The sequence below is a fragment of the Sphaerisporangium sp. NBC_01403 genome, assembly GCF_045040145.1.
Classification (GTDB): domain Bacteria; phylum Actinomycetota; class Actinomycetes; order Streptosporangiales; family Streptosporangiaceae; genus Sphaerisporangium; species Sphaerisporangium viridialbum.
On record NZ_CP109534.1, the window covers coordinates 2,739,681 to 2,758,604 of the forward strand.

Below are 18,924 nucleotides of genomic sequence, written 5' to 3' on the forward strand. Positions count from 1 at the left end.
CGGAAGTGAACGGGGGCTTCAGAAAAGGAGCGTGAACGGCAGGCAGGCGCCGAGCGCGGCCACAATCGTGCCCGTCACCCCGGCGACCCGCGTGGTGAGCGGGGCGTTGACGAGCGGGCCCATCAACGCCCGGTCCCGGCAGAACCAGACGAGGAGGAACAACGCCACCGGTACCCCCAGCGAGATCACCACCTGGCTCGCGATCAGCAAGCCGGTGAGGGGCACGCCGATGCTCAACGCCAGCACGGACGGCGCCATCGTCACGATCCTGCGCACGTGGGGGGACACCCGCCAGCCGAGAAATCCGTGCATGACCACATCTCCCGCCAACGTGCCGACCCCGGCCGACGAGATCCCGGAAGACAGTAGTGCCACGGCGAACGCCAGGGCGGCGAAGCCGCCGACCCGGCCGGCCAACTCGGAGTGTGCGTCGATAAGGTCGCCGGTCCACGTCCCGCCCGTCGCGGCACCGAACCCGGCACCCAGGGCGATCATCGACACGTTGACGCCGGTGGCGATGCCTAGGGCGAGCACGCAGTCGAGCCCCAGCGCACGACGCACGAGCCCAGGCTGCCGGCGCGCGGCGTCCGTCGACAGCCCGCGGCCCTGGACCAGCGCCGAGTGCAGGTAGACGGCGTGCGGCATGACCGTGGCGCCGACGATTCCCATCGCGAGGACCAGCGAGCCCGGGCCGTCAAAGCCCGGGACGAGCCCGGCCGCGAGCCCGGCGGCTGACTGGTGGCCGACCGCGACCATGTCATAACAGACGCCCGCGCCCACCATCACGAGTGCGGCCGCGCTCATCAGCTCGAACCGGCGGGTACGGCCCTGCCGCCGCAGTTGTAGCAGCAGGAGCGACACCGCGGCCGTCACCGCGGCGGAGAGAGCTGCGGGCATCCCGAACAGCAGCCTCATCCCGATAGCCGCGCCGACGAACTCGGCCAAGTCAGTCGCGAGCACGACGATCTCGGCCTGGGCCCACAGGAGTCGGGTCCCCCACCGCGGGAGTCGCTCCCGGCACAGTCGCGGCAGACTTTGGCCGGTCGCCATCCCCAGCTTGGCGGCCTGGAACTGGACGAGGATGGCCACGAGGCTGGCGACCACGACCACCCACACGAGCAAGTATCCGTGCGTGGCGCCGGCAGTGAGATTGGTGGCGACGTTGCCTGGGTCGATATAGGCGATGGCCGCCACGAACGCCGGACCCAATATCGGCGCGATCCGCGAACGGCCGCCCTCATCCGCCGAGACGCTGGAGTCCGCCGAAACGGCCGAGGCGCCCGAGATGACGTCATGGCCGGTGGCATTACGAACGATCACTTGCTTTTCCCTTCCAGGCCAACGTCCGATATATCTGCAATTCGGCCTTTTATCATCAGAGATGGCCTGTCGAGGCACGAATACCCACGCCTCCGGATACCAACACGACAGGCCATCCCACAAGTGAGCAAATAGAAAGCGGCATAGCGAGAGGCGGCGAATTACTCCCCAAATCGGAATTTATCACCTGAGAATCCTCAGAGCTGAGCATGAATGCGGCGCCACAATTACCGCATAAGCCGTCGTACTAGATCGACGCCTGCCAGACGATCCGCTACGGATGTAAGCCTCGATCTTTCGCGATCTTCGTGTGGTCGGTTGAGCGGTTCGGCTGGGGTTGATTCCGCGGTCGTGGTCAGCGCGAGTGCCCGGCTGTCGCGCCGGGTAGGCGGGGTTACATGGGCCCGCTGGTGTCCATTCCTGGTCGTCGGGGTGGGTTAATGCTGGTCAGGTTGGTGTGGGTAGTGCCTGCAGGCGGGTGATGGCAGTGCTGATATGTGTCGCTCAGGGGCCATCGTTCGGCGATGCCCGCCGACGATCCAATCGCCGCGTTCGGCACCGCCGACCAACCGGCCAAGGAAGCGATCGACGCAGGTAAGCCGGTGCTGCTGCGGCTGGTCAACAGCTCGGAGGAACCGCACCGGCTGCACATCGGCGGCACGCCGTACACGGTGACCGCCATCGACGGCAACCCGGTACAGGGAGCCACGCCGCTACCGGAGGGACAGCGGTGATTCGGCCGCATGCCCTCGACCACCTCCCAGAGCGACGCCCCGACCATGCCGAGGCGATCGGCCTCCCGCAGGCGTTCCGTCAGGCCTTGGCCGCGGGGGTCAACATGCAGCGGAGCGCGACGACTCCGGCTGGAGTTGTTGGCCGCTGGGAGGATCGTCCGGCGACGGCGCCGGAGCCGATCTTCTAGGGCTCGGTTGCCTTGATCCGTAAGCTCGGGGTTGTCGGCGTCAAGGCGCGGAGAAGGAGCGAGCCATCACCATTCCGTCGAGTTTCGCGGAGTTACTGCGCCAGTATCGGCGTGCGGCACGTCTGACCTTGGAGCAGCTTGCCGAGGCGTCGGGGGTCAGTGCCCGGACTGTGTCGGATATGGAACGCGGGCGTAGCACGAGGCCGCAGCAGCGGACGGTTACTGCCTTGGCCGACGCGCTCTCGTTGGGCGAGAGCGAGCGCAAGCAATTTGTTGATCTGGCTCGTGAGGGCCGGTTGCGGGATCACTGGGCGCGTCCGTCAGGTCTGGGTGAGCTGCCCAGGTCGGTGGACGACTTCACTGGCCGTGCCGCCGAGCTGGCGTGGATGGATGACTTCGTGCATGCCGGTGACGCGGCGGGTGCCGGCGGGGTCGCGCTTGTCACCGGTGCGGCGGGTCTGGGCAAGACGACGTTCGCTGTGCGCGCCGCTCATGTCTTGGGCTCCGCTTTTCCCGATGGGGTGTTCTTCGTCGATCTGTTCGGTATGTCGGCCCAGCCGCTGGCTGTCGATGACGCTCTGACGCAGGTGCTGCGCGCGCTCGGGACCGCGGAGCGGCAGATTCCCCGCGAGGTCCGGGAGCGGGCCTCGCTGTATCGGGCGCTGTTACGGGAGCGGCGGGTGCTGGTGGTGCTCGACAACGCCGGATCGGAGGAGCAGGTCCGGCTGCTCCTGCCGGGTGGTGGTCCCAGTCGGGTGCTGGTGACGAGCCGGCGGTTGCTGGCTGGGCTGGAGGGGGTGCAGCGGCTGAGTCTGGGCCCGTTGCCGCCGGTGGAAGCGGCCGAGCTGCTGGCCGGGATCGTGGCCCAGCGGGGTTCCTCCCAGGGCGAGGCGGCGATCGGTGAGCTCGCCCAGTTGTGCGGTGGTCTGCCGCTGGCGTTGCGGATCGTGGGCAACCGGCTGGCCAGCAGGCCGGGCTGGAGCGCCGCCGAGCTCGCTGTCCGGCTGGCTGATGAGGAGCGGCGACTGGGTCAGCTGCGGGCGGGCGACCTGGAGGTCGCTAACGCGTTCGGGATGTCGTATGAGCAGCTCGCGACGTTCGCGAGACGGGTGTTTCGCCGTCTGGCCTTGGTGCCTGGACGGGACTTCGATGCCGCCCTGGCCGCGGTGGTCGCGACGGTTTCGATCGCGGAGGCCTGGGATGCGCTCGACGAGCTCGTCGACCTTGGTCTGCTGCAGGATGGCGCGTCGGGCCGCTACCGCTTCCATGACCTGGTGCGGTTGTTCGCCCGCGAGCGGCTGAATGCCGAAGAGCCCGCAGCCGATCGCGGGGCGAGCCTGCAGACGATGAGGTCGTGGCTGCTGCGTATGGCCATCACGGCCGGGCGCTGGTTCGAGCCCGCCCACGGGCGTCCCGGCCAGCCCGACCCCGATCTGGCCGACCTGACCTCCTCGGAGGAGGCCGAGCGCTGGCTGCGCGCGGATGCCGACAACTGGCTGGCCGCCTTGCGGTCCGCGGCCAGCGGCGGGCAGCACGCCCTCGTCCTGGATTGCGCCGAATCGATGCACTGGTTCTCCGACCGGTGGATGTACTGGCCGCATTGGGAGGAGGTGTTCACGCTCGGCGCTCAGGCGGCCGCCGCCCTGGGCGATGTGACTCAGCAGGCCACCCAGCTCAACTACCTGGCCTGGGTGCATCTGGTGCCGCCCACGGATCTGGAGGGGGTGCTGCGGTTGGCGAATCAGGCGCTGGAGCTGGCCACCCGCAGCGGCTCCAGGGCGCAGATCGCCTGGGCGCACCAGTACGCGGGTACGGCGCTGCGACAGCTCGGCCATCTCGAGGAGGCCGCCGCCTCCTTGACGCAGTCGGCGCGGATGTTCCAAGCCGACGCCGACATGGACGCCTACGTCCAGAGCCTGAATGCTCTGGGCGACATCCTTGTCGCCGATGGACGCCGCGAGGCGGCGCTGGAGCAGTTCCTGCAGGTGTTGTCCTTGCTGGATGACGAGGCCTCAGGCATGTCGCCGAGCATCGCCTCCTTCACCCGGTCGCAGACGCTGGCCCGGATCGGCCACTGTCTGAGCCTGCTCGGCCGCCCGGCCGAAGCGATCGACGTGCTGAGCGAGGCCGCCGTGCTGCTGGAGAAATTCCAGGCGTTCAGCTCACAAGCCCGCGTTCTGGAGAATCTCGCGGGCGTTCTGGCCGAGGAGGGCCGGATCGACGAAAGCCGCCACACCTACGCTCGCGCGGCCGAGGTGTTCGAGACGATCGGTGAGGTCGAGTCTGCCGGCCGGTGCCGCGATCTGGCGGCGGCTCTGCGCTGAGCCCACGGACTGGTTACGCAGAACTTCTGCATGCTGTTCTGCATGGCCGGTGATCTTGGGCGCGGCTTGAATGAGGAGGTGTCGGACAGGCATCGGGCCTGTTCTCCCAGGTCAGGAGTGACCATGACGACCATCAGGAACATCGTGCTGGTGCACGGCGGTTTCGTGGACGGATCCGGCTGGCAGGGCGTCTACGACGACCTGGCCAAGGACGGTTTCCAGGTCCGGATCGTGCAGAACCCGACGCTGTCGCTTGCGGGCGACGTCGCCGCGACCCACCAGGTTCTCGACTCCCTCGACGGCCCCGCCGTACTCGTCGGTCACTCCTACGGCGGCGTGGTCGTCAGCGAGGCCGGCAGCCACCCCAACGTGGCGGCGCTCGTCTACATCGCCGCGTTCGCCCCTGACAAGGGCGAGTCGGTCAGCAGCCTGATCGCCGACCCGCCGCCCGGGGCTCCGGTGCCGCCGATCCTGCCCCCGGTGAACGGTTTCCTGTTCCTGGACCGCGACAAGTTCCATGGCGCCTTCGCCGCCGACCTGCCCGCACACGCCGCGGGGTTCATGGCCGACTCCCAGGTCCCGTGGGGCGTGGACGCTCTGGGCGGGACGGTCACCGAACCGGCCTGGCGACACAAGCCGTCCTGGTACTTGGTGGCTACCGAGGACCACATGATCCCGCCGCCCGCCCAGCGCGCCATGGCCGAGCGCGCCGGAGCCACCGTCGTCGAAGCCGTCGGCAGCCACGCCGTCTACGTCTCCCAGCCCGCCACCGTCGCCGACCTCATTCGCCAGGCCGCCGCCTGAACACAGCGCTCGGCAGATCACGCCGAGCCAGTTGATCCTGCCCGCCCTGGCGGTGCGCGTCATCGCCAGGGCGGGCCCACCCCTGAGGTGCTGGACCTCAAGGGACGGCACCGCGCTGCGTCAACGACTCTCCCCTGAAGCTCCCTTGGAGACAGATATGAACCGTCCTATGCCTCGCCGCGTCATGCTCGCCACTGCTGCCGGTGGCCTGGCCGCCGCGCTGCTCACCGTGCCGTCGGCGTCCGCGACCACAGCTGCCGCCACGCAGGATGGCACCAAGCCCACGATCGTCTTGGTGCACGGCGGCTTCGCCGACGCCTCCGGCTGGAACGCGGTGATCGACCGGCTCCAGCACGACGGCTACAAGACGATCGCCCCCGCCAACCCGCTGCGCGGCATCCCGACCGACGCTGCGTACATCAACAGCGTGCTGAAGTCGATCGACGGACCGATCGTGCTGGTCGCACACTCCTACGGCGGCGCCGTCATCACCAACGCCGCAGTCGGCGTCGACAACGTCAAGGCGCTGGTCTACATCGCCGCCATGGCGCCCGACGAGGGCGAGAAGCTCGTCGACCTGTTCGGCAAGTTCCCCGGCAGCCAGATCCCCGACTCCGTGCGCGAGGTGCCCTACACCAACGCCGACGGCAGCACCGGCGTCGACCTGTACCTCAAGCCGGACAAGTTCCGTGCCGCGTTCGCCGCCGACCTGCCCGTCTCCACCACGCGCCTGATGCAGGCCACCCAGCGCCCGTTCGCCGCCTCCTCCTACACCGATGTGACGGCAGGCGCGGCCTGGCGGACCATCCCCTCGTGGGCGGTGGTGGCCACCGAGGACAAGGCCATCCCGCCCGCGCTGGAGCGCTTCTTCTACAAGCGCGCCAAGTCCCACGTGTACGAGGCAAAGCGCGCCTCGCACGTGCCGATGATGAGCCAGCCCGGCCTGGTGACCCGCGTCATCAAGGACGCCGCCCGCGCCGTTGACTGACCCACGACGCGCTCTTGCCGGCACGACGCCCCACCCAGGACCACCGATCGGCAACCACGCCCCGCGCTGATCGACAGCCCACACCGCTGCACCACCTGAGTGCCGCCCCGGCGACCCGAGGGCGGCACTCTCGCACTCAGGAGGACCCTGTGAGCCCCCCTTCCGACCCGCTAACACCCGGCAGCCACACCATCAGCATCCGGGGAGTCCTGCAGCGCTTCCACGTCGCCGGCACCGGGCCCGTTTGCCTTGTCCATCCGGGCGGGCCCGGCCTGGGCTGGGAATACCTGCGCATGCCGCACCTGGAACAGCATCTGACGCTGGTCTATCTGGAGCCGATCGGTACCGGCGGGTCCGGGCACCTGCCCCGGCCGCAGGACTACCGCATCGACACCTACGCCCGCTTCCTGCACAGCGTCGTGGAACACCTGAACATGCCGAGCGTGTTCCTGCTCGGCCACTCCCACGGCGGCTTCGTCGCCCAGCACTACGCGCTGACCCACCCTGCCGCCGTGGCGGGCCTGATCCTCTACGACACCTCGCCGTGCACCGGCCAGGAGTTCTGGAATCAGGCGCTCGACAACCTCGACCGCCTCCCGCAACGCCACGCCGACCAGCCCGAGGCCGCCACCATCCCGCACCTGTTCCGCCAAGCTCTCGCCGCCCCCGACAACGCCTCCTACACCCAGGCACTGCGTGCCGTCCTGCCCGCCTACTTCGCCGACTACTGGGCCCGCGAAGCCGACCTGGCCCCTCTGCGGGCTTCCCTGCGCGCCTGGGTCGACCCGATGCGCGCCGAGCAACCGCCCTTCGACGTCCGCGACAACCTGGGCCAGATCACCACGCCAACTTTGATCATCAGCGGAGCCCACGACTTCATCTGCGGTCCTGGCTGGGGACGACTGCTGCACGAAGGCATCGCCCACTCCCAGTTCCTCCTCCTCCAAGACAGCGGCCACCTCGGCCACCTCGAACAACCCGACGCGTTCACCACGGCCATCCACGCCTTCACCTGCGGCACCGGTCGTCCGGCGGAGACGACGTGATCGCGGACGCGCTGTACCACTGAACCCGGCACGCACTTCTCAGAAACGAGGAGTTCTGCGAGACGCGACCACTGCTCGCGCGGCGTCCGGTTCATCACCGATCGTCACTCTCAAAACCTCTCTCTCAGAACCTAGGTTGCGATAGGTCTTGCGACATGAGCGAGCTCGCGGACCCGGCAGCCGCCGTCGAACGCTTCGACTGCCCGATGTGTGCGGCGCCGGCGGGCAGCGCCTGCCGAACCAGGGGCGGCGAGGTCGCGCCGAAGTACCACACGCCGCGCTTCATGCTGGTGCCCCGGCTACGCGCCGAACTCGACGTCCGCACCCCCACCGACCGCGGGCCCGCACGCCTCCTGCCCACCATCCGCACCCAGTTCCCCGAGATGGCCGATGCCGCCGCCCGCGAGCAGATGTCCTACCGCGGCTACCTCGCCAAGCTGCTCATGGCCGAGTGTGACGATCGCGCGCGCCGACGCTCCGAGCGGCGCATCAAAGCCGCCGGGTTCTCCCGGGAGAAATCGCTGCGCTCGTTCGACTTCGACGCCAACCCCAGTATCGACCCTGCCGTCATCAACACCCTCGCCACCTGCGACTGGGTTAAAAAGGGGCTTCCGCTGTGCCTGATCGGTGACTCGGGAACCGGCAAGCCCACCTGTTCATCGCCCTGGGCACCCGCGATGGCCGGCTACCGCGTCCGTTACACCCTGGCGACCAAACTCGTCAACGAGCTCGTCGAAGAAAAGGCCAGCGTCGCGATCGCCTCCAATGAGTCCTTCAGCGGCTGGACCAAGACCTTTACCGACCCCCGCCTGTGCGCCGCCATCGTCGACCGTCTCACCTTCGGTGGCAACATCATCGAGACCGGCACCGACTCCTACCGCCTCGCCCAGACCCGCGCAGCCCATCAAGCCTAATCAGAACTGGCCATGCCCGCCATCAGCCTCCGGATTCCACGCCCTCCGCTGTGACCTGAACCGCTGTGCCTTCCTCCTCGGCGGCGACAACGGGCGAGAACCTGGTCCGCGAACGCGGTCTACCGCAGCCATGGCCCACCGGCAACAACGGGCCGGGGAGCGCCGGGCATCCGATTGCCGTCAATGTCAAGTGGAACAGGGACTTCCCAGCTAGCTTAGGGCCGGTGATCATCTGGATTAACGGGGCGTTCGGGGCGGGCAAGACGACGCTGGCGGAGGAGTTGCACCGCCGACTCCCGGAAGCGGTCATGTATAACCCGGAAGACGTCGGCCTCATGCTGTGGAAGTGGATGCGGCCCGCCGGCGATTTCCAGCACTTGCCGAGCTGGCGGGAACTGGTCGTCGCGACCGCGCTGTCGCTGCGCAGGCACCACTCGGAGACGCTCATCGTCCCGATGTCGCTGATCCGCGACGCCTACCGGGCCGAGATCCTCGGTGGCCTGGCCGACGCGGGCGAGGAGGTCCTGCACGTCTTCCTTGAGGCGGACGCCGACGTGCTCCGGGAGCGGCTTAATGCCCGCGTGACTCACCCCGACAAGGAGTGGGACCAGGCAGCCCGCGAGTTCGGCATGACCGGCGTGGATGAGATGGTGGCTGCCGCTGCCCGCCAGCCGGTCGGGACGCTCATGCTGCGCTCGGACAAGCTCACCCCGGCGGAGCTAGCCGACGAGGTGCTGGCGAGGTCACAGGGCTGACTCTGCCCACTCAACCGCAGCGGGCCGTCTTAATTAAGACGCGGGCCGTAATAGGCCGATTTAAATGAGACAGGGCTGACTTACCAGAGACGGGACATCAGCACTCGGGCCTGCGGAACCCAGCCGCCAAAGTGCGGTTACTTCTCGCGAACATCGATCATGCTTACGGCGACCAAGCGCGGTCAAAACTCACGAGCAAGTGCGGTCAGTTCCCACGAACAAAATCGCCCACAACCGTGCCACTGACCACGCTGGTGCGCGTGGCCGGATCACGATGGCGGGTGGAGGAGTTCTTCCAGTCCGGCAAGGGCCTGGCAGCACGGGACGAGCACCAGGTCCGCCGCTACCGGTCCTGGTCCCGCTGGGTCACCCTGGCCATGCTCGCGCACGCCTTCCGCGCCGACGAACACGCCGCCACCCAGGGTGGGACGGACTCACGCCGCTCACCTGCAATGAGATCCGGCGCCTGTTCACCACCCTCGTCGTTCAGCGCCCACACCGCTGCCCACCGGCTCCGCTGGTCGATCTGGCGACGCCGCCACCAGGCCCGATCCCAGACGAGCCACTACCAGCGACAAGCCGCCCAGGCATGACGACCACGCTCTACGGCTGAAGTACTAGGCGGAGGGTCCAGGCCACGGAGTGGAAGTGGGATGAGTCTCCGAATCGGAGATGTTGTTCTGGTCGATGGTCGCGGCCCAGCTGGCCAGCAGGTTAAGGGCGTTGCGTGCGGGTGTGGCGGGTTCGGCGCTGTAGGCCATGATGGTCAGTCCGGTGTCGGCGGGTAGTTCCAGGGCGTCGTACTCGAGGGTGAGTTCGCCGACGACGGGGTGGTGGAGGCGTTTGACGCCGCCGCGGTGCAAGTGGACGTTGTGGGTAGCCCAGCGGGTGCGGAATAGGTCGCTTTGGGTGGAGAGTTCGCCGACCAGGTCGGTCAGGGCTTTGTTGTGGGGGTCGCGTCCGGCTTCGGCGCGCAGGATCGCGACGGTGCCGGCGGCCACGCGTTCCCAGTCGGGGTAGTAGTCGGTGGCCGTGGGGTCCAGGAACATGAAGCGGGCTACGTTGGGCGGTCGGCGTGGGGCCGCGAGGATCGGGCTGATGAGGGCTTTGCCGAGTTGGTTGGTGGCCAGGATGTCCAGGCGGCGGTTGCGTACGTAGGCGGGGGTGGTGGACATGGAGTCCAGGACGCGCTGGATGCTGGGGCGCACGTGGGGTTTGGGGGTGCGCGTGGGTGTCCGTGTGCTGCTGTTGGCGGCGTGGGCCAGGTCGAACAGGTGGGCGCGTTCGGCCTCGTCGAGGTGAAGGGCGCGGGAGAGGGCTTCCAGGACGCTGTCGGAGACGCCGCGGGCGTTGCCGCGTTCGAGTTTGATGTAGTAGTCGGCGCTGACTCCGGCCAGTAGCGCGACCTCCTCGCGGCGCAAACCGGTCACCCGGCGGGTTCCGCCGTTGGCGGGCAGGCCGGCTTGTTCGGGGGTGATTTTGGCGCGGCGGGAGGTGAGGAAGTCGCGGAACTCGGTGCGGGCGTCCATGCCTACGACGGTACGTCCGTTTCTGCGTGCGTGGGGGGGGGGGGGCTGGCAGTACCTGTAACAGCAGGAATCCCCTGGTGGGAGGCCATAGGCAGCAGTTCGTGCCACGGTGGGGAGCGAAGGCAGCCGCCTTCTGGAGCAAGTACACAGGTCCGCATCACCGAGGAGGAGTAAGCCATGGAGTACACGCGATTGGGAACGTCAGGGCTCAAGATCAGCCGGATCGCCTTGGGCTGTATGAGCTTCGGCGACCCCGCCAAAAGGCTGACCTGGGTGCTCGACGACAACGCGGCCGAGCCGATCTTCCGCCAGGCCATCGAGCTCGGCATCACGTTCTGGGACACCGCGAACATCTACGGCCTGGGCACCTCGGAGGAGATCGTCGGGCGGGCGCTGCGCAAGTACACCCAGCGTGAGGACATCGTTCTGGCCACCAAGTTGTGGGCGCCGATGCACCAGGGCCCGGGCGGGGCGGGTCTGTCCCGCAAGGCCATCATGGAGCAGATCGACGCCTCGCTGCGGCGCCTGGACACCGACTTCGTTGACCTCTACCAGATCCACCGCTTCGACCCGCAGACGCCGGTCGAGGAGACGATGGAGGCGCTGCACGATGTGGTCAAGGCAGGCAAGGCCCGCTATCTCGGTGCTTCGTCGATGTGGGCCTGGCAGTTCGCTACGATGCAGCATGCCGCGCAGGCCCACGGGTGGACCCAATTCGCCTCCATGCAGGACCAGTACAGCCTGATCCACCGCGATGAGGAACGCGAGATGTTCGGCCTGCTCGCCGACCAGGGCGTGGGAAGCATCCCGTGGAGCCCTCTGGCTGGGGGAATGGTCACCCGCCCCTGGGGCGAACGCTCCACGCAGCGCGCGGAGACCAACCGGACAGTCGACCTGCATGACCGGCCGATATTCCTCGACAGCGACCGGGCCATCGTCGAGGCCGTCCAGCGCATCGCCTTGGCCCGTGGCGTGTCGATGGCGCAGGTTGCGATGGCCTGGGTGTTGAAAAACCCGGTGGTCTCCGCCCCGATCGTGGGCGCGACCAAGCCGCACCACCTCGCCGACGCCGTCGCCGCGCTCGACATCAAGCTCACCGCTGAGGAGATTGACTCCCTCGAAGAACCCTACGTCACGCGCCTGCCCACGTTCTTCTAACCCCGTCCCCACATCATCACCAAGCAACGCCCGGACTTCGACTCCCGCAACTACGGCTACGCCAAGCTGAGTGACCTGATGGCGGCAACGACACTGTTCGAGCTGGAACGCCGTACGCCAGGCGACGGAAAACCGGGGGTCATCTACGCTCGCGACAAACGCCACCAGGACACGAGGCCCAAGCCTGCGCCGGTGAATCCAGTGGGAAGATCAGACGGCCTACTGATCGAAGACGCGCTCGACGACGGCGGCGTTCTCGGCGGGTCCGGAGCGGAAGTAGCGGGCGCTGGCGTCGAGGGAGGCGTATCCGAGTAGTGCTTGGACTTGCGTCTGAGTCCTGAATTCCGGCGCTGACAGCCCGACGACTTGGGTGGTGACGGAGTCGATGAGCCCCGCCGCACTGCCCGGTCCATAGCGTCCCGAGGCATGAATCCGGGCGGTGTCGGCGGAGGAGCAGCTCGAACGGACCTCGGAGCGGTGTCGAACCGCTCGGCGTCCGGCACCGCTTGATGTCGCTCTTTATCCAGGTAGGGCGCTGGCTCGAGCCGGAGGGGACGCGGCGGAGGGCAAGCGGGTCTCGGAGCTGGAGCGGCTGCGGACGCCGCCGACGAAGTCGACGGGCACGGCGATGGCCCGCACGATGGAGCGGATGGAGGAGATCTCCGCGTTCGCCCTGGGCATGGTTCTGTGACGGCTAGGAGAGTTTCCACCCGAACCCGGCCTGCCCGATCCCGACGCGGCCTCACCAATCTATAGATATTCCTTGACACGAATATTCTCTGTGGAGAATACTAACGTCCATGGACGAACTCCTCACCGCACTGGCCGACCCGGCCCGCTGGCGGCTCGTGAGCCTGTTGGCCGAGCGGCCGCGCTCGGTCGGTGTCCTCGCCCAGCTCGCCGAGGCGCGCCAGCCGCAGACGACCAAGCACCTGCAGGCCCTTGAGCGCGCCGGCGTCGTCGTCTCCCAGCGCACCGGCCAGCGCCGCATCTACGCGCTCCGGCCCGCTCCACTGCGGGACCTGGCGGCTGCGCTCAGTCGGCTCGCCGACACCGCGGACCAGGCCGGTGGCCTGCGCGAGACCTACGACCGCTACGGGCTCAGCCTCCACACAGAGCGGCTCGCCGCGAAGGAGCCGGGGTGGGCCGACGGCCGCTCGTTCAGATTCCTCCGGTCGCTGACAGGACGTCCCGAGCTGGTCTGGCGCCACCTGACCGAGGCCTCCCTGCTCGCCCGATGGTGGACGCCGGACGACCTGCGGGTCTCCGAGCTCGTCTTCGAGGCGCGACCGGGCGGGCGGATCGTCCACGAGTACCGCGACGCCGAGGACGCCGACGGCTCCGACCTGGTCGCCGGGCGCGCGCAGGGAGTGGTCGACGACGTACGCCCCGGTGAGCGCCTCGCCTATCGGCTCTCCCCGCTGCTTCCCGATGGCGGCTTCGCCTTCACCGCCCACCTCGACCTCGGCCTCCGGCCCACCGACACCGGCACAGACCTCGACGTCCACTTCCGGATCACCGACAGCACAGTCGACTCCGCGGACTTCATCGCAGGCATCGAGATCGGCTTCGGCCAGAGCCTCGACAAGCTCGCGGCGACCCTCGTCGCGGATTCCGACAGCACCGACGACACCGGGCACGACACCGACACAAGGAGCACGAAATGACCGACTCGACCGGCCGCAGGGTGACCGCGAACCTGAGCCTCACCCTCGACGGGCGTTACAACGGTCCCGGCGGGCCCGGCGATTTCGGGGCGTTCGCCCCGTATGTGACCACCGAGGTCGCGCGAGACCACATGACCCGCATCTGGGAGGGCGCGACGACGGCGCTCCTCGGCCGGCTCAATGCCGAGGGATTCATGGGGTACTGGCCGTCGGTCGCCGAAGAGGAGAACGCCGATCCGCGTGATCGCGGATACGCGAAGTGGCTGGTCGACACGGAGAAGGTGGTCCTCTCGACCACCTTGACCCAAGCGCCGTGGGAACGCACCCGCGTGGTGAACGCCCCCGCTGCCGACGTCGTCGCCGAACTCAAGGCCACCGGCAAGGGCGACATCCTCGTCAACAGCAGCGCGAGCGTCATCAAGGGGCTCCTCTCGGCAGACCTGCTCGACCGGCTGTACCTCATGATCTTCCCCGAGATCGCCGGGGGTGGGCAGCGACTGTTCGACGACGGCCTGCCGGCGTCGAAGTGGACGCTCACACATCAGGAGACCGGCGAGCTGGGGGAGATCGCCATGGTCTACGACCGAGTCCGCTGAGCTGGCCGATCAGCGCACTCAGCCGGCGAGGTGGCCCCAGCTCGAAGCCCCGATAGCTGCGTCACGGCGGTCGCGCCGAGGTCGCCGTGACGCAACCCTGTCAGAGCCCGCCGGGGTCCTGGGTGAGTTCGCCGGCGAGGCTGCGCAGCTCGGCGGCGAACGCCTCCCGGTCGGCGGGGCGCGAGAATACGGGGTCTGCGGTCCGTGGCCGAGCGGGCGGAGTGTGAGCGGCGTACGCAGGATCGGGCCCGGCAGGCCGCAGCTCCCTTGCGGCGGCAGCGATGGTGTGCTGGGTCAGGGCGATACCGGTCGGGTGGCTGACAGCGTGCTGTGTGCGGTTTGTGAGCGGCGGGTTGGAGGGTGAGGTCGTCCGCGTCACCTGTCACCCGGAGGAACGGGTCAATGTCCCAACGTGATTTTTCGTCTGATCGTTCGGTGCGGCCACGTTGGCTGCGCACGCTCACGGCTTCCGCGCTGGCCGTGAGTCTGGCCGTGGCCACGGCGTTCCCGGCTGCCGCCGCGGCCACGCCGTCCGCGACCTGGAGCGGCACCAAGGCGCAGCGCGCTCAGCTACAGCAGTTGGCGCGGAAGCTGGTGGAGGCCGGGGCACCCGGCGTGATCGTGCGGGTCGACGACGGACACGGCCGGCCGGTCGAGATCGCCGAGCAGGCAACCTGGACCAGACGGGATCATCTGCTCAAGGTGGGGGACGAGTTCCGGATGGGGTCCAACACCAAGACCGTGGTGGCCACGCTCGTGCTGCAACTGGTCGCCGAGGGCAAGCTCGTCCTGACTGACCCGGTGGAGAAGTGGCTGCCGGGCAAGGTGCCCAACGGCAAGGCGATCACGTTGCGCATGCTGCTGAACCACACCAGCGGCCTGTTCGACTACACCGAGGACGCCGCGGTCCGGCCCTCGATACTCGGCAAAGATCGGCGGCGGTGGACCTTGGCGAAGCTGCTCGCTGTGGGGGTGAAGCACGATCCACTGTTCGCGCCGGGCACGAAATGGTCGTACAGCAACACCGGCTACGCCGCCATCGGCGCCGTCCTGGAGCAGGTCACCGGGACGAGCCTGGCCGATCTGGTCCAGGGCCGGATCGCCCGGCCGCTCCGCCTCAAACACACCTACTACGCCACGGACTCCACCTGGCGTGGCCCCCAGGCCCACGGCTACGAACTGGATGCCGCCCGCATGCCACCGAGTGTGCCGGCCGAGTTCAGGCACTTCGCCGGGCCGCGCCACCACGGTCACGTGAACGTCTCCGACAACGACCCCGGGTGGGGAGGGGCGGCCGGGGCGGTGGTGTCCACCACGCAGGACTGGTCCCGGTTCTACACCGCGTTGATGTCCGGCAAGCTGCTGCCCGCCGCCCAGATGGCACAGATGCGCACCACGGTGCCGGTGGACTCACGGCAGCCGGACGGGCCCGGCTACGGGCTGGGCATCCAGACCGGTGCCACCCCGTGCGGCACGTTCTGGGGTCACGACGGCGGCATGCCCGGCTACCTGACCACCAACCTCACTGACCGCACCGGCAGCCGCACGGCGACCGTCCTCATCTCGACGGAGTTCTGGGCCGAGTTCGAGGCCGACCCGAAGATCGCCAAGGCCGCCCACGCGCTCCAGACCGCCGTGACCTGCACGATGTTCGGCAAGCCCGTGCCGACCGCGGCTCACACTGGCTGACCGGTGCGGCCGGCCACGGGTGCGGTGATGATCGCGGACACCAGGCCTTCGGCCTCGGCCCGCGACATCGCCGCACCCGCGGCGTGCGCGGCCGCGAACCCGTCAGCGCCCAGGGCAGCCGTGGCCCGCTGTGTGATCATCCGCACGTCGACGTAGCCGAGGTCGTCGCAGCCCCGCAGCACGGTGGCGACCCCGAGCAGCCGTCCCGCCCGCTCCGGCCGATCGCGGCACAGCTCGATCGCGGCGACCACGACCGCGATCGAGGCCGCGACCGGCGTATGCCAGGTCAGCGTCAGGTGCACCGCCGGGTGGTCGAGCCGGCGTGCCGCCTTGTCCGGGAAACCCTCCGCGACGTCCACTTGGGCGAGCACGCCCAGCAGCAACGCGGACAGGTGCGGGGTCGACCGGCCGGGTGGCGCCTCGGCCAAGCCGGCCTTGGCATGTTCGCGGGCCGGCCCCGGCCGCCCGGCCCGCCACTCCAGTCGTGCCAAGCCCAGGCACACCTGAGCTTGCGACTCAGCCGACCCGGTCCGCTCGACCTGGTCGAGCAAGTCCGTCAGCTGCCGCCGCCCGCCATCCACATCGCCGGCTTGGGCCAGATGCAGTGCGGCCGCCACCTCGCTCTCCATCGTGTGCTCGGGCATGCCGAGTTCCCGGAAGTACCGGCTGGCGCGCTCGGCCAACCCCAGCGCACCGGCCGGGTCGCCGGCCCGCTGCAACGCCGAATTCAGGGTGCTCAGCGTGATCCCCAGGCCCCACCGCTCGCCGAGCTCCTCAAAGCCGGTCAGCGCGCGCGACAACAAGTGCGTCGCCTCGGCGGCGTGCCCGGTGTTCATGGTCAGTACGCCTCGAACCAGCAGAGCCAACGATCGGCTCCAGGGATCCGTCCGCTCATCCGGGGGACTGAGCGTGTCCGGTGCGGTTCGATCGCGTCCCGAGCCTACGGCGAGCGCCAACCTGGCCATCTCCAGAATGGGGTGGGTGCTGGGGCCGACGCGCTCCAGCGCCTTCCTGATCCGATCGAAGGCCGCTTCCGACTCGTCCGGTCGGCTGATGGCCTCAGTGGTGGCGAGCGCGTGCGCGGCGACCACCAGCGCGCGTGCCTGCGGCTCGGTCGAGCCGCGAGCCTGGAGCACCCGGCCGAGCAGGTCCAGCGACTCCGGCGGGTGGTCCCGCAGGAACCAGAACCAGCACAGCGCGACGCCGAACCGGACCGCCAGGTCGGCGTCGCCGGACTCGGCCGCCCAGCGGATCGCGGCCGACAGGTTGTCCCGTTCTGCGGACAGGCGGACCAGCCAGCGCAGTTGGTCGGACGTGCGCAGGTACGGGTCCGCGGTCTCGGCCAGCTGAAGGAAGAACCTGGCGTGCCGCCCGCGTACGACGTCGACTTCGTCACGCCGGGCCAGCTGCTCGAGGCCGTACTCCCGGATGGTCTCCAGCACGCGGTAGCGCGGCTCGAGCGGGTCGGCAGGCTCCACCGGGTGCAGCAGGGACTTGTCGACCAACGCCGTCAGCAGCTCCCGGACGTCGCCCAACCGGCCGATCGCCTCCGCCGCGTCCTCGGTGAAGGTGCCGGTCACGACTGCCAGCCGTTCCAGCAGCGCTCGCTCGTCGGTGTCGAGCAGGTCCCAGCTCCAGGCCACCGCCGCGCTCAAGGCCCGGTGTCGCGGCAATGCGGTGCGGCTGCCCCCAGTGAGCAGCCGGAAGCGGTCGTCCAGCCGTGCCGCGACCACCTCGACCGGCAGGGCACGCAACCGTGCCGCGGCCAGCTCGATCGCCAGCGGCAGGCCGTCCAGGCGGCGACAGATCTCCACCGCCGCCGTCAGCGCGCTGCCTCCCAGAGTGAAGCCCGGCCGCACTGCGGCGGCCCGGTCGTGGAACAGCCGGACCGCCGCGCAGGCACGGGCCCGCTCGACCGTCGACCCCGGTTCTGGCAGCTCCAGCGGGAGCACCGGGTGCAAGGTCTCACCGTCGATCCGCAGGGGTTCCCGACTGGTGGCCAGCACCCGCAGCCCCGGGCACCGGCCGAGCAGGAACCCGGCGAGCGCCGCGGCGGCCTCGATCACGTGCTCGCAGTTGTCCAGCACCAGCACCAGGTCGTCGTCCGCGAGTGTCCCGACCAGGTGGTCCAGGACCTCGTCCGGGGTGACAGGTCGCGACTGCGCGCCCTCTTCGCGCACCCGCAACAGGTCGAGCACCACGCGGGGCACATCGTCCGCGCTGACCGGGGCCAGCGGGAGGAACCACACCCCGCCGGACGGCGTGAGCTGCCGGCCGATGGTGTTGGCCAGCCGGGTTTTGCCCGCTCCTCCGGGACCGACCAGGGTGACCAGCCGAACTCGACCGAGCAGTTCGACCACGCGGCGAACGTCGTCGTCGCGGCCCACGAAGCTGGTGAGCGGGATGTCCAGGTTGCCGGGCGATCGCCGGGATCGGGGAAGTTCACCGCGCAACACCGCCAGGTGGGCCTCCTGGAGCTGCGGCCCGGGATCGCTGCCGAAACTGTCCGCCAGCAGGCCGCGGATCCGCTGGTAGGCGGCCAGCGCCTCGGCGCCGCGACCGTTCAGCGCCAGGGCTCGGATCAGCTGGGCGTGCAGCCGTTCGCGCAACGGGTGCGCGGCGGTCAGCGACTCGAGCTCGGAGACCAGGTCGAGGTCGGCGCCCAGCGCGAGCTCGGCTTCGACCCGGTCCTCCAGGGCGGCCAACCGGGCCCGCTCAAGCCGTTCGGCCTCAGCGGCGGCGAACGGTGCCTCCCGCACGTCCGCCAAGGCGGGGCCGCGCCACAGGCTCAGGGCCTCGCGCAAGATGGCGGCAGCCTCGGCAGGCCGGGACTCCGCGTGGGAGCGCCGACCCGCGCGGGCCAGCCGCTCGAACCGGACAGCGTCGACTGCGTCCGGCTCGACGGCCAGCCGGTACCCGGCCGGGCCCGAGGTGAGCAGCCCGGGGTCGCCCAGGACGCGCCGCAACCGGGACACCAGCGACTGCAGCGCGTGCAGGGGGGCGTCTGGTGCCGCCTCGCCCCACAGTGCCTCGACCAAGGTCGCCGGCCGGACGGCACGCCCGGCGTCCAGCGCCAGCCGGGCCAGCAACGCCCGCAGCCGCGCGCCCCCGACCCGCGTCGGGCCGGTAGCGGTGTCCAGCACCAGGGAACCGAGGACGCCGACGCGCACCCGTCCACTAGTGCCGCGCGACTCGGTCGCATTTGCCATGGC

General features: G+C 69.3%; 15 protein-coding genes and 1 pseudogene. 13 read left to right on the forward strand and 3 right to left on the reverse strand.

Features of this window, described 5'->3' with window-relative positions:
- Nucleotides 1–18: 18 nt before the first annotated feature.
- Entirely contained in the window at nucleotides 19–1,320 is a 1,302-nt protein-coding gene (locus OG589_RS12340) for an Nramp family divalent metal transporter (RefSeq protein WP_405148769.1), read from the reverse strand.
- 524 nt (nucleotides 1,321–1,844) lie between these two features.
- Here OG589_RS12340 and OG589_RS12345 point away from each other — a divergent pair.
- The 8 genes and pseudogenes from OG589_RS12345 to OG589_RS12380 form a co-directional block, all read left to right on the forward strand.
- Nucleotides 1,845–2,054, forward strand: a complete 210-nt coding sequence (locus OG589_RS12345) for a hypothetical protein (protein WP_405148770.1) — start codon at nucleotides 1,845–1,847, stop codon at nucleotides 2,052–2,054.
- A gap of 283 nt (nucleotides 2,055–2,337) precedes the next feature.
- Nucleotides 2,338–4,566: an ATP-binding protein gene (locus OG589_RS12350; RefSeq protein ID WP_405152025.1), complete on the forward strand. Its 2,229-nt coding sequence runs from the start codon at nucleotides 2,338–2,340 to the stop codon at nucleotides 4,564–4,566.
- Between the two features lie 123 nt (nucleotides 4,567–4,689).
- Nucleotides 4,690–5,370: an alpha/beta fold hydrolase gene (locus OG589_RS12355; RefSeq protein WP_405148772.1), complete on the forward strand. Its 681-nt coding sequence runs from the start codon at nucleotides 4,690–4,692 to the stop codon at nucleotides 5,368–5,370.
- A 169-nt stretch (nucleotides 5,371–5,539) separates the two neighbouring features.
- Nucleotides 5,540–6,358: an alpha/beta fold hydrolase gene (locus OG589_RS12360; protein ID WP_405148774.1), complete on the forward strand. Its 819-nt coding sequence runs from the start codon at nucleotides 5,540–5,542 to the stop codon at nucleotides 6,356–6,358.
- Nucleotides 6,359–6,507: 149 nt separating this feature from the next.
- Nucleotides 6,508–7,404, forward strand: a complete 897-nt coding sequence (locus tag OG589_RS12365) for an alpha/beta fold hydrolase (protein ID WP_405148775.1) — start codon at nucleotides 6,508–6,510, stop codon at nucleotides 7,402–7,404.
- A gap of 155 nt (nucleotides 7,405–7,559) precedes the next feature.
- Entirely contained in the window at nucleotides 7,560–8,318 is a 759-nt protein-coding gene (locus tag OG589_RS12370; protein WP_405148776.1) for an ATP-binding protein, read from the forward strand.
- A gap of 224 nt (nucleotides 8,319–8,542) precedes the next feature.
- Nucleotides 8,543–9,073, forward strand: a complete 531-nt coding sequence (locus OG589_RS12375) for an AAA family ATPase (protein WP_405148778.1) — start codon at nucleotides 8,543–8,545, stop codon at nucleotides 9,071–9,073.
- Nucleotides 9,074–9,288: 215 nt separating this feature from the next.
- Nucleotides 9,289–9,666, forward strand: a pseudogene (locus OG589_RS12380) (IS701 family transposase); the annotation flags it as partial.
- Between the two features lie 24 nt (nucleotides 9,667–9,690).
- Here OG589_RS12380 and OG589_RS12385 read toward each other — a convergent pair.
- On the reverse strand, nucleotides 9,691–10,602 hold the full coding sequence (locus OG589_RS12385) for a helix-turn-helix transcriptional regulator (RefSeq protein WP_405148780.1): 912 nt from the start codon (nucleotides 10,600–10,602) through the stop codon (nucleotides 9,691–9,693).
- A gap of 177 nt (nucleotides 10,603–10,779) precedes the next feature.
- Between OG589_RS12385 and OG589_RS12390 the strand changes: the two genes are divergently transcribed.
- The 5 genes from OG589_RS12390 (at nucleotide 10,780) to OG589_RS12410 (ending at nucleotide 15,712) form a co-directional block, all read left to right on the forward strand.
- On the forward strand, nucleotides 10,780–11,760 hold the full coding sequence (locus tag OG589_RS12390; RefSeq protein WP_405148782.1) for an aldo/keto reductase: 981 nt from the start codon (nucleotides 10,780–10,782) through the stop codon (nucleotides 11,758–11,760).
- A gap of 15 nt (nucleotides 11,761–11,775) precedes the next feature.
- Nucleotides 11,776–12,075 (forward strand): OST-HTH/LOTUS domain-containing protein, encoded by a 300-nt coding sequence (locus OG589_RS12395; RefSeq protein WP_405152026.1) that lies wholly within the window; start codon nucleotides 11,776–11,778, stop codon nucleotides 12,073–12,075.
- 485 nt (nucleotides 12,076–12,560) lie between these two features.
- On the forward strand, nucleotides 12,561–13,427 hold the full coding sequence (locus OG589_RS12400) for a metalloregulator ArsR/SmtB family transcription factor (RefSeq protein ID WP_405148783.1): 867 nt from the start codon (nucleotides 12,561–12,563) through the stop codon (nucleotides 13,425–13,427).
- Nucleotides 13,424–14,023 (forward strand): dihydrofolate reductase family protein, encoded by a 600-nt coding sequence (locus OG589_RS12405; RefSeq protein WP_405148785.1) that lies wholly within the window; start codon nucleotides 13,424–13,426, stop codon nucleotides 14,021–14,023. The genes OG589_RS12400 and OG589_RS12405 overlap by 4 nt, the downstream gene beginning before the upstream one ends.
- Before the next feature lie 435 nt (nucleotides 14,024–14,458).
- Nucleotides 14,459–15,712, forward strand: a complete 1,254-nt coding sequence (locus OG589_RS12410) for a serine hydrolase domain-containing protein (RefSeq protein ID WP_405148787.1) — start codon at nucleotides 14,459–14,461, stop codon at nucleotides 15,710–15,712.
- On the opposite strand, the gene OG589_RS12415 is transcribed toward OG589_RS12410, so the two are convergent.
- A complete protein-coding gene (locus tag OG589_RS12415; protein WP_405148789.1) occupies nucleotides 15,700–18,921 on the reverse strand; it encodes a BTAD domain-containing putative transcriptional regulator in 3,222 nt (1,073 codons plus the stop codon). The genes OG589_RS12410 and OG589_RS12415 overlap by 13 nt on opposite strands.
- Nucleotides 18,922–18,924: the final 3 nt, after the last annotated feature.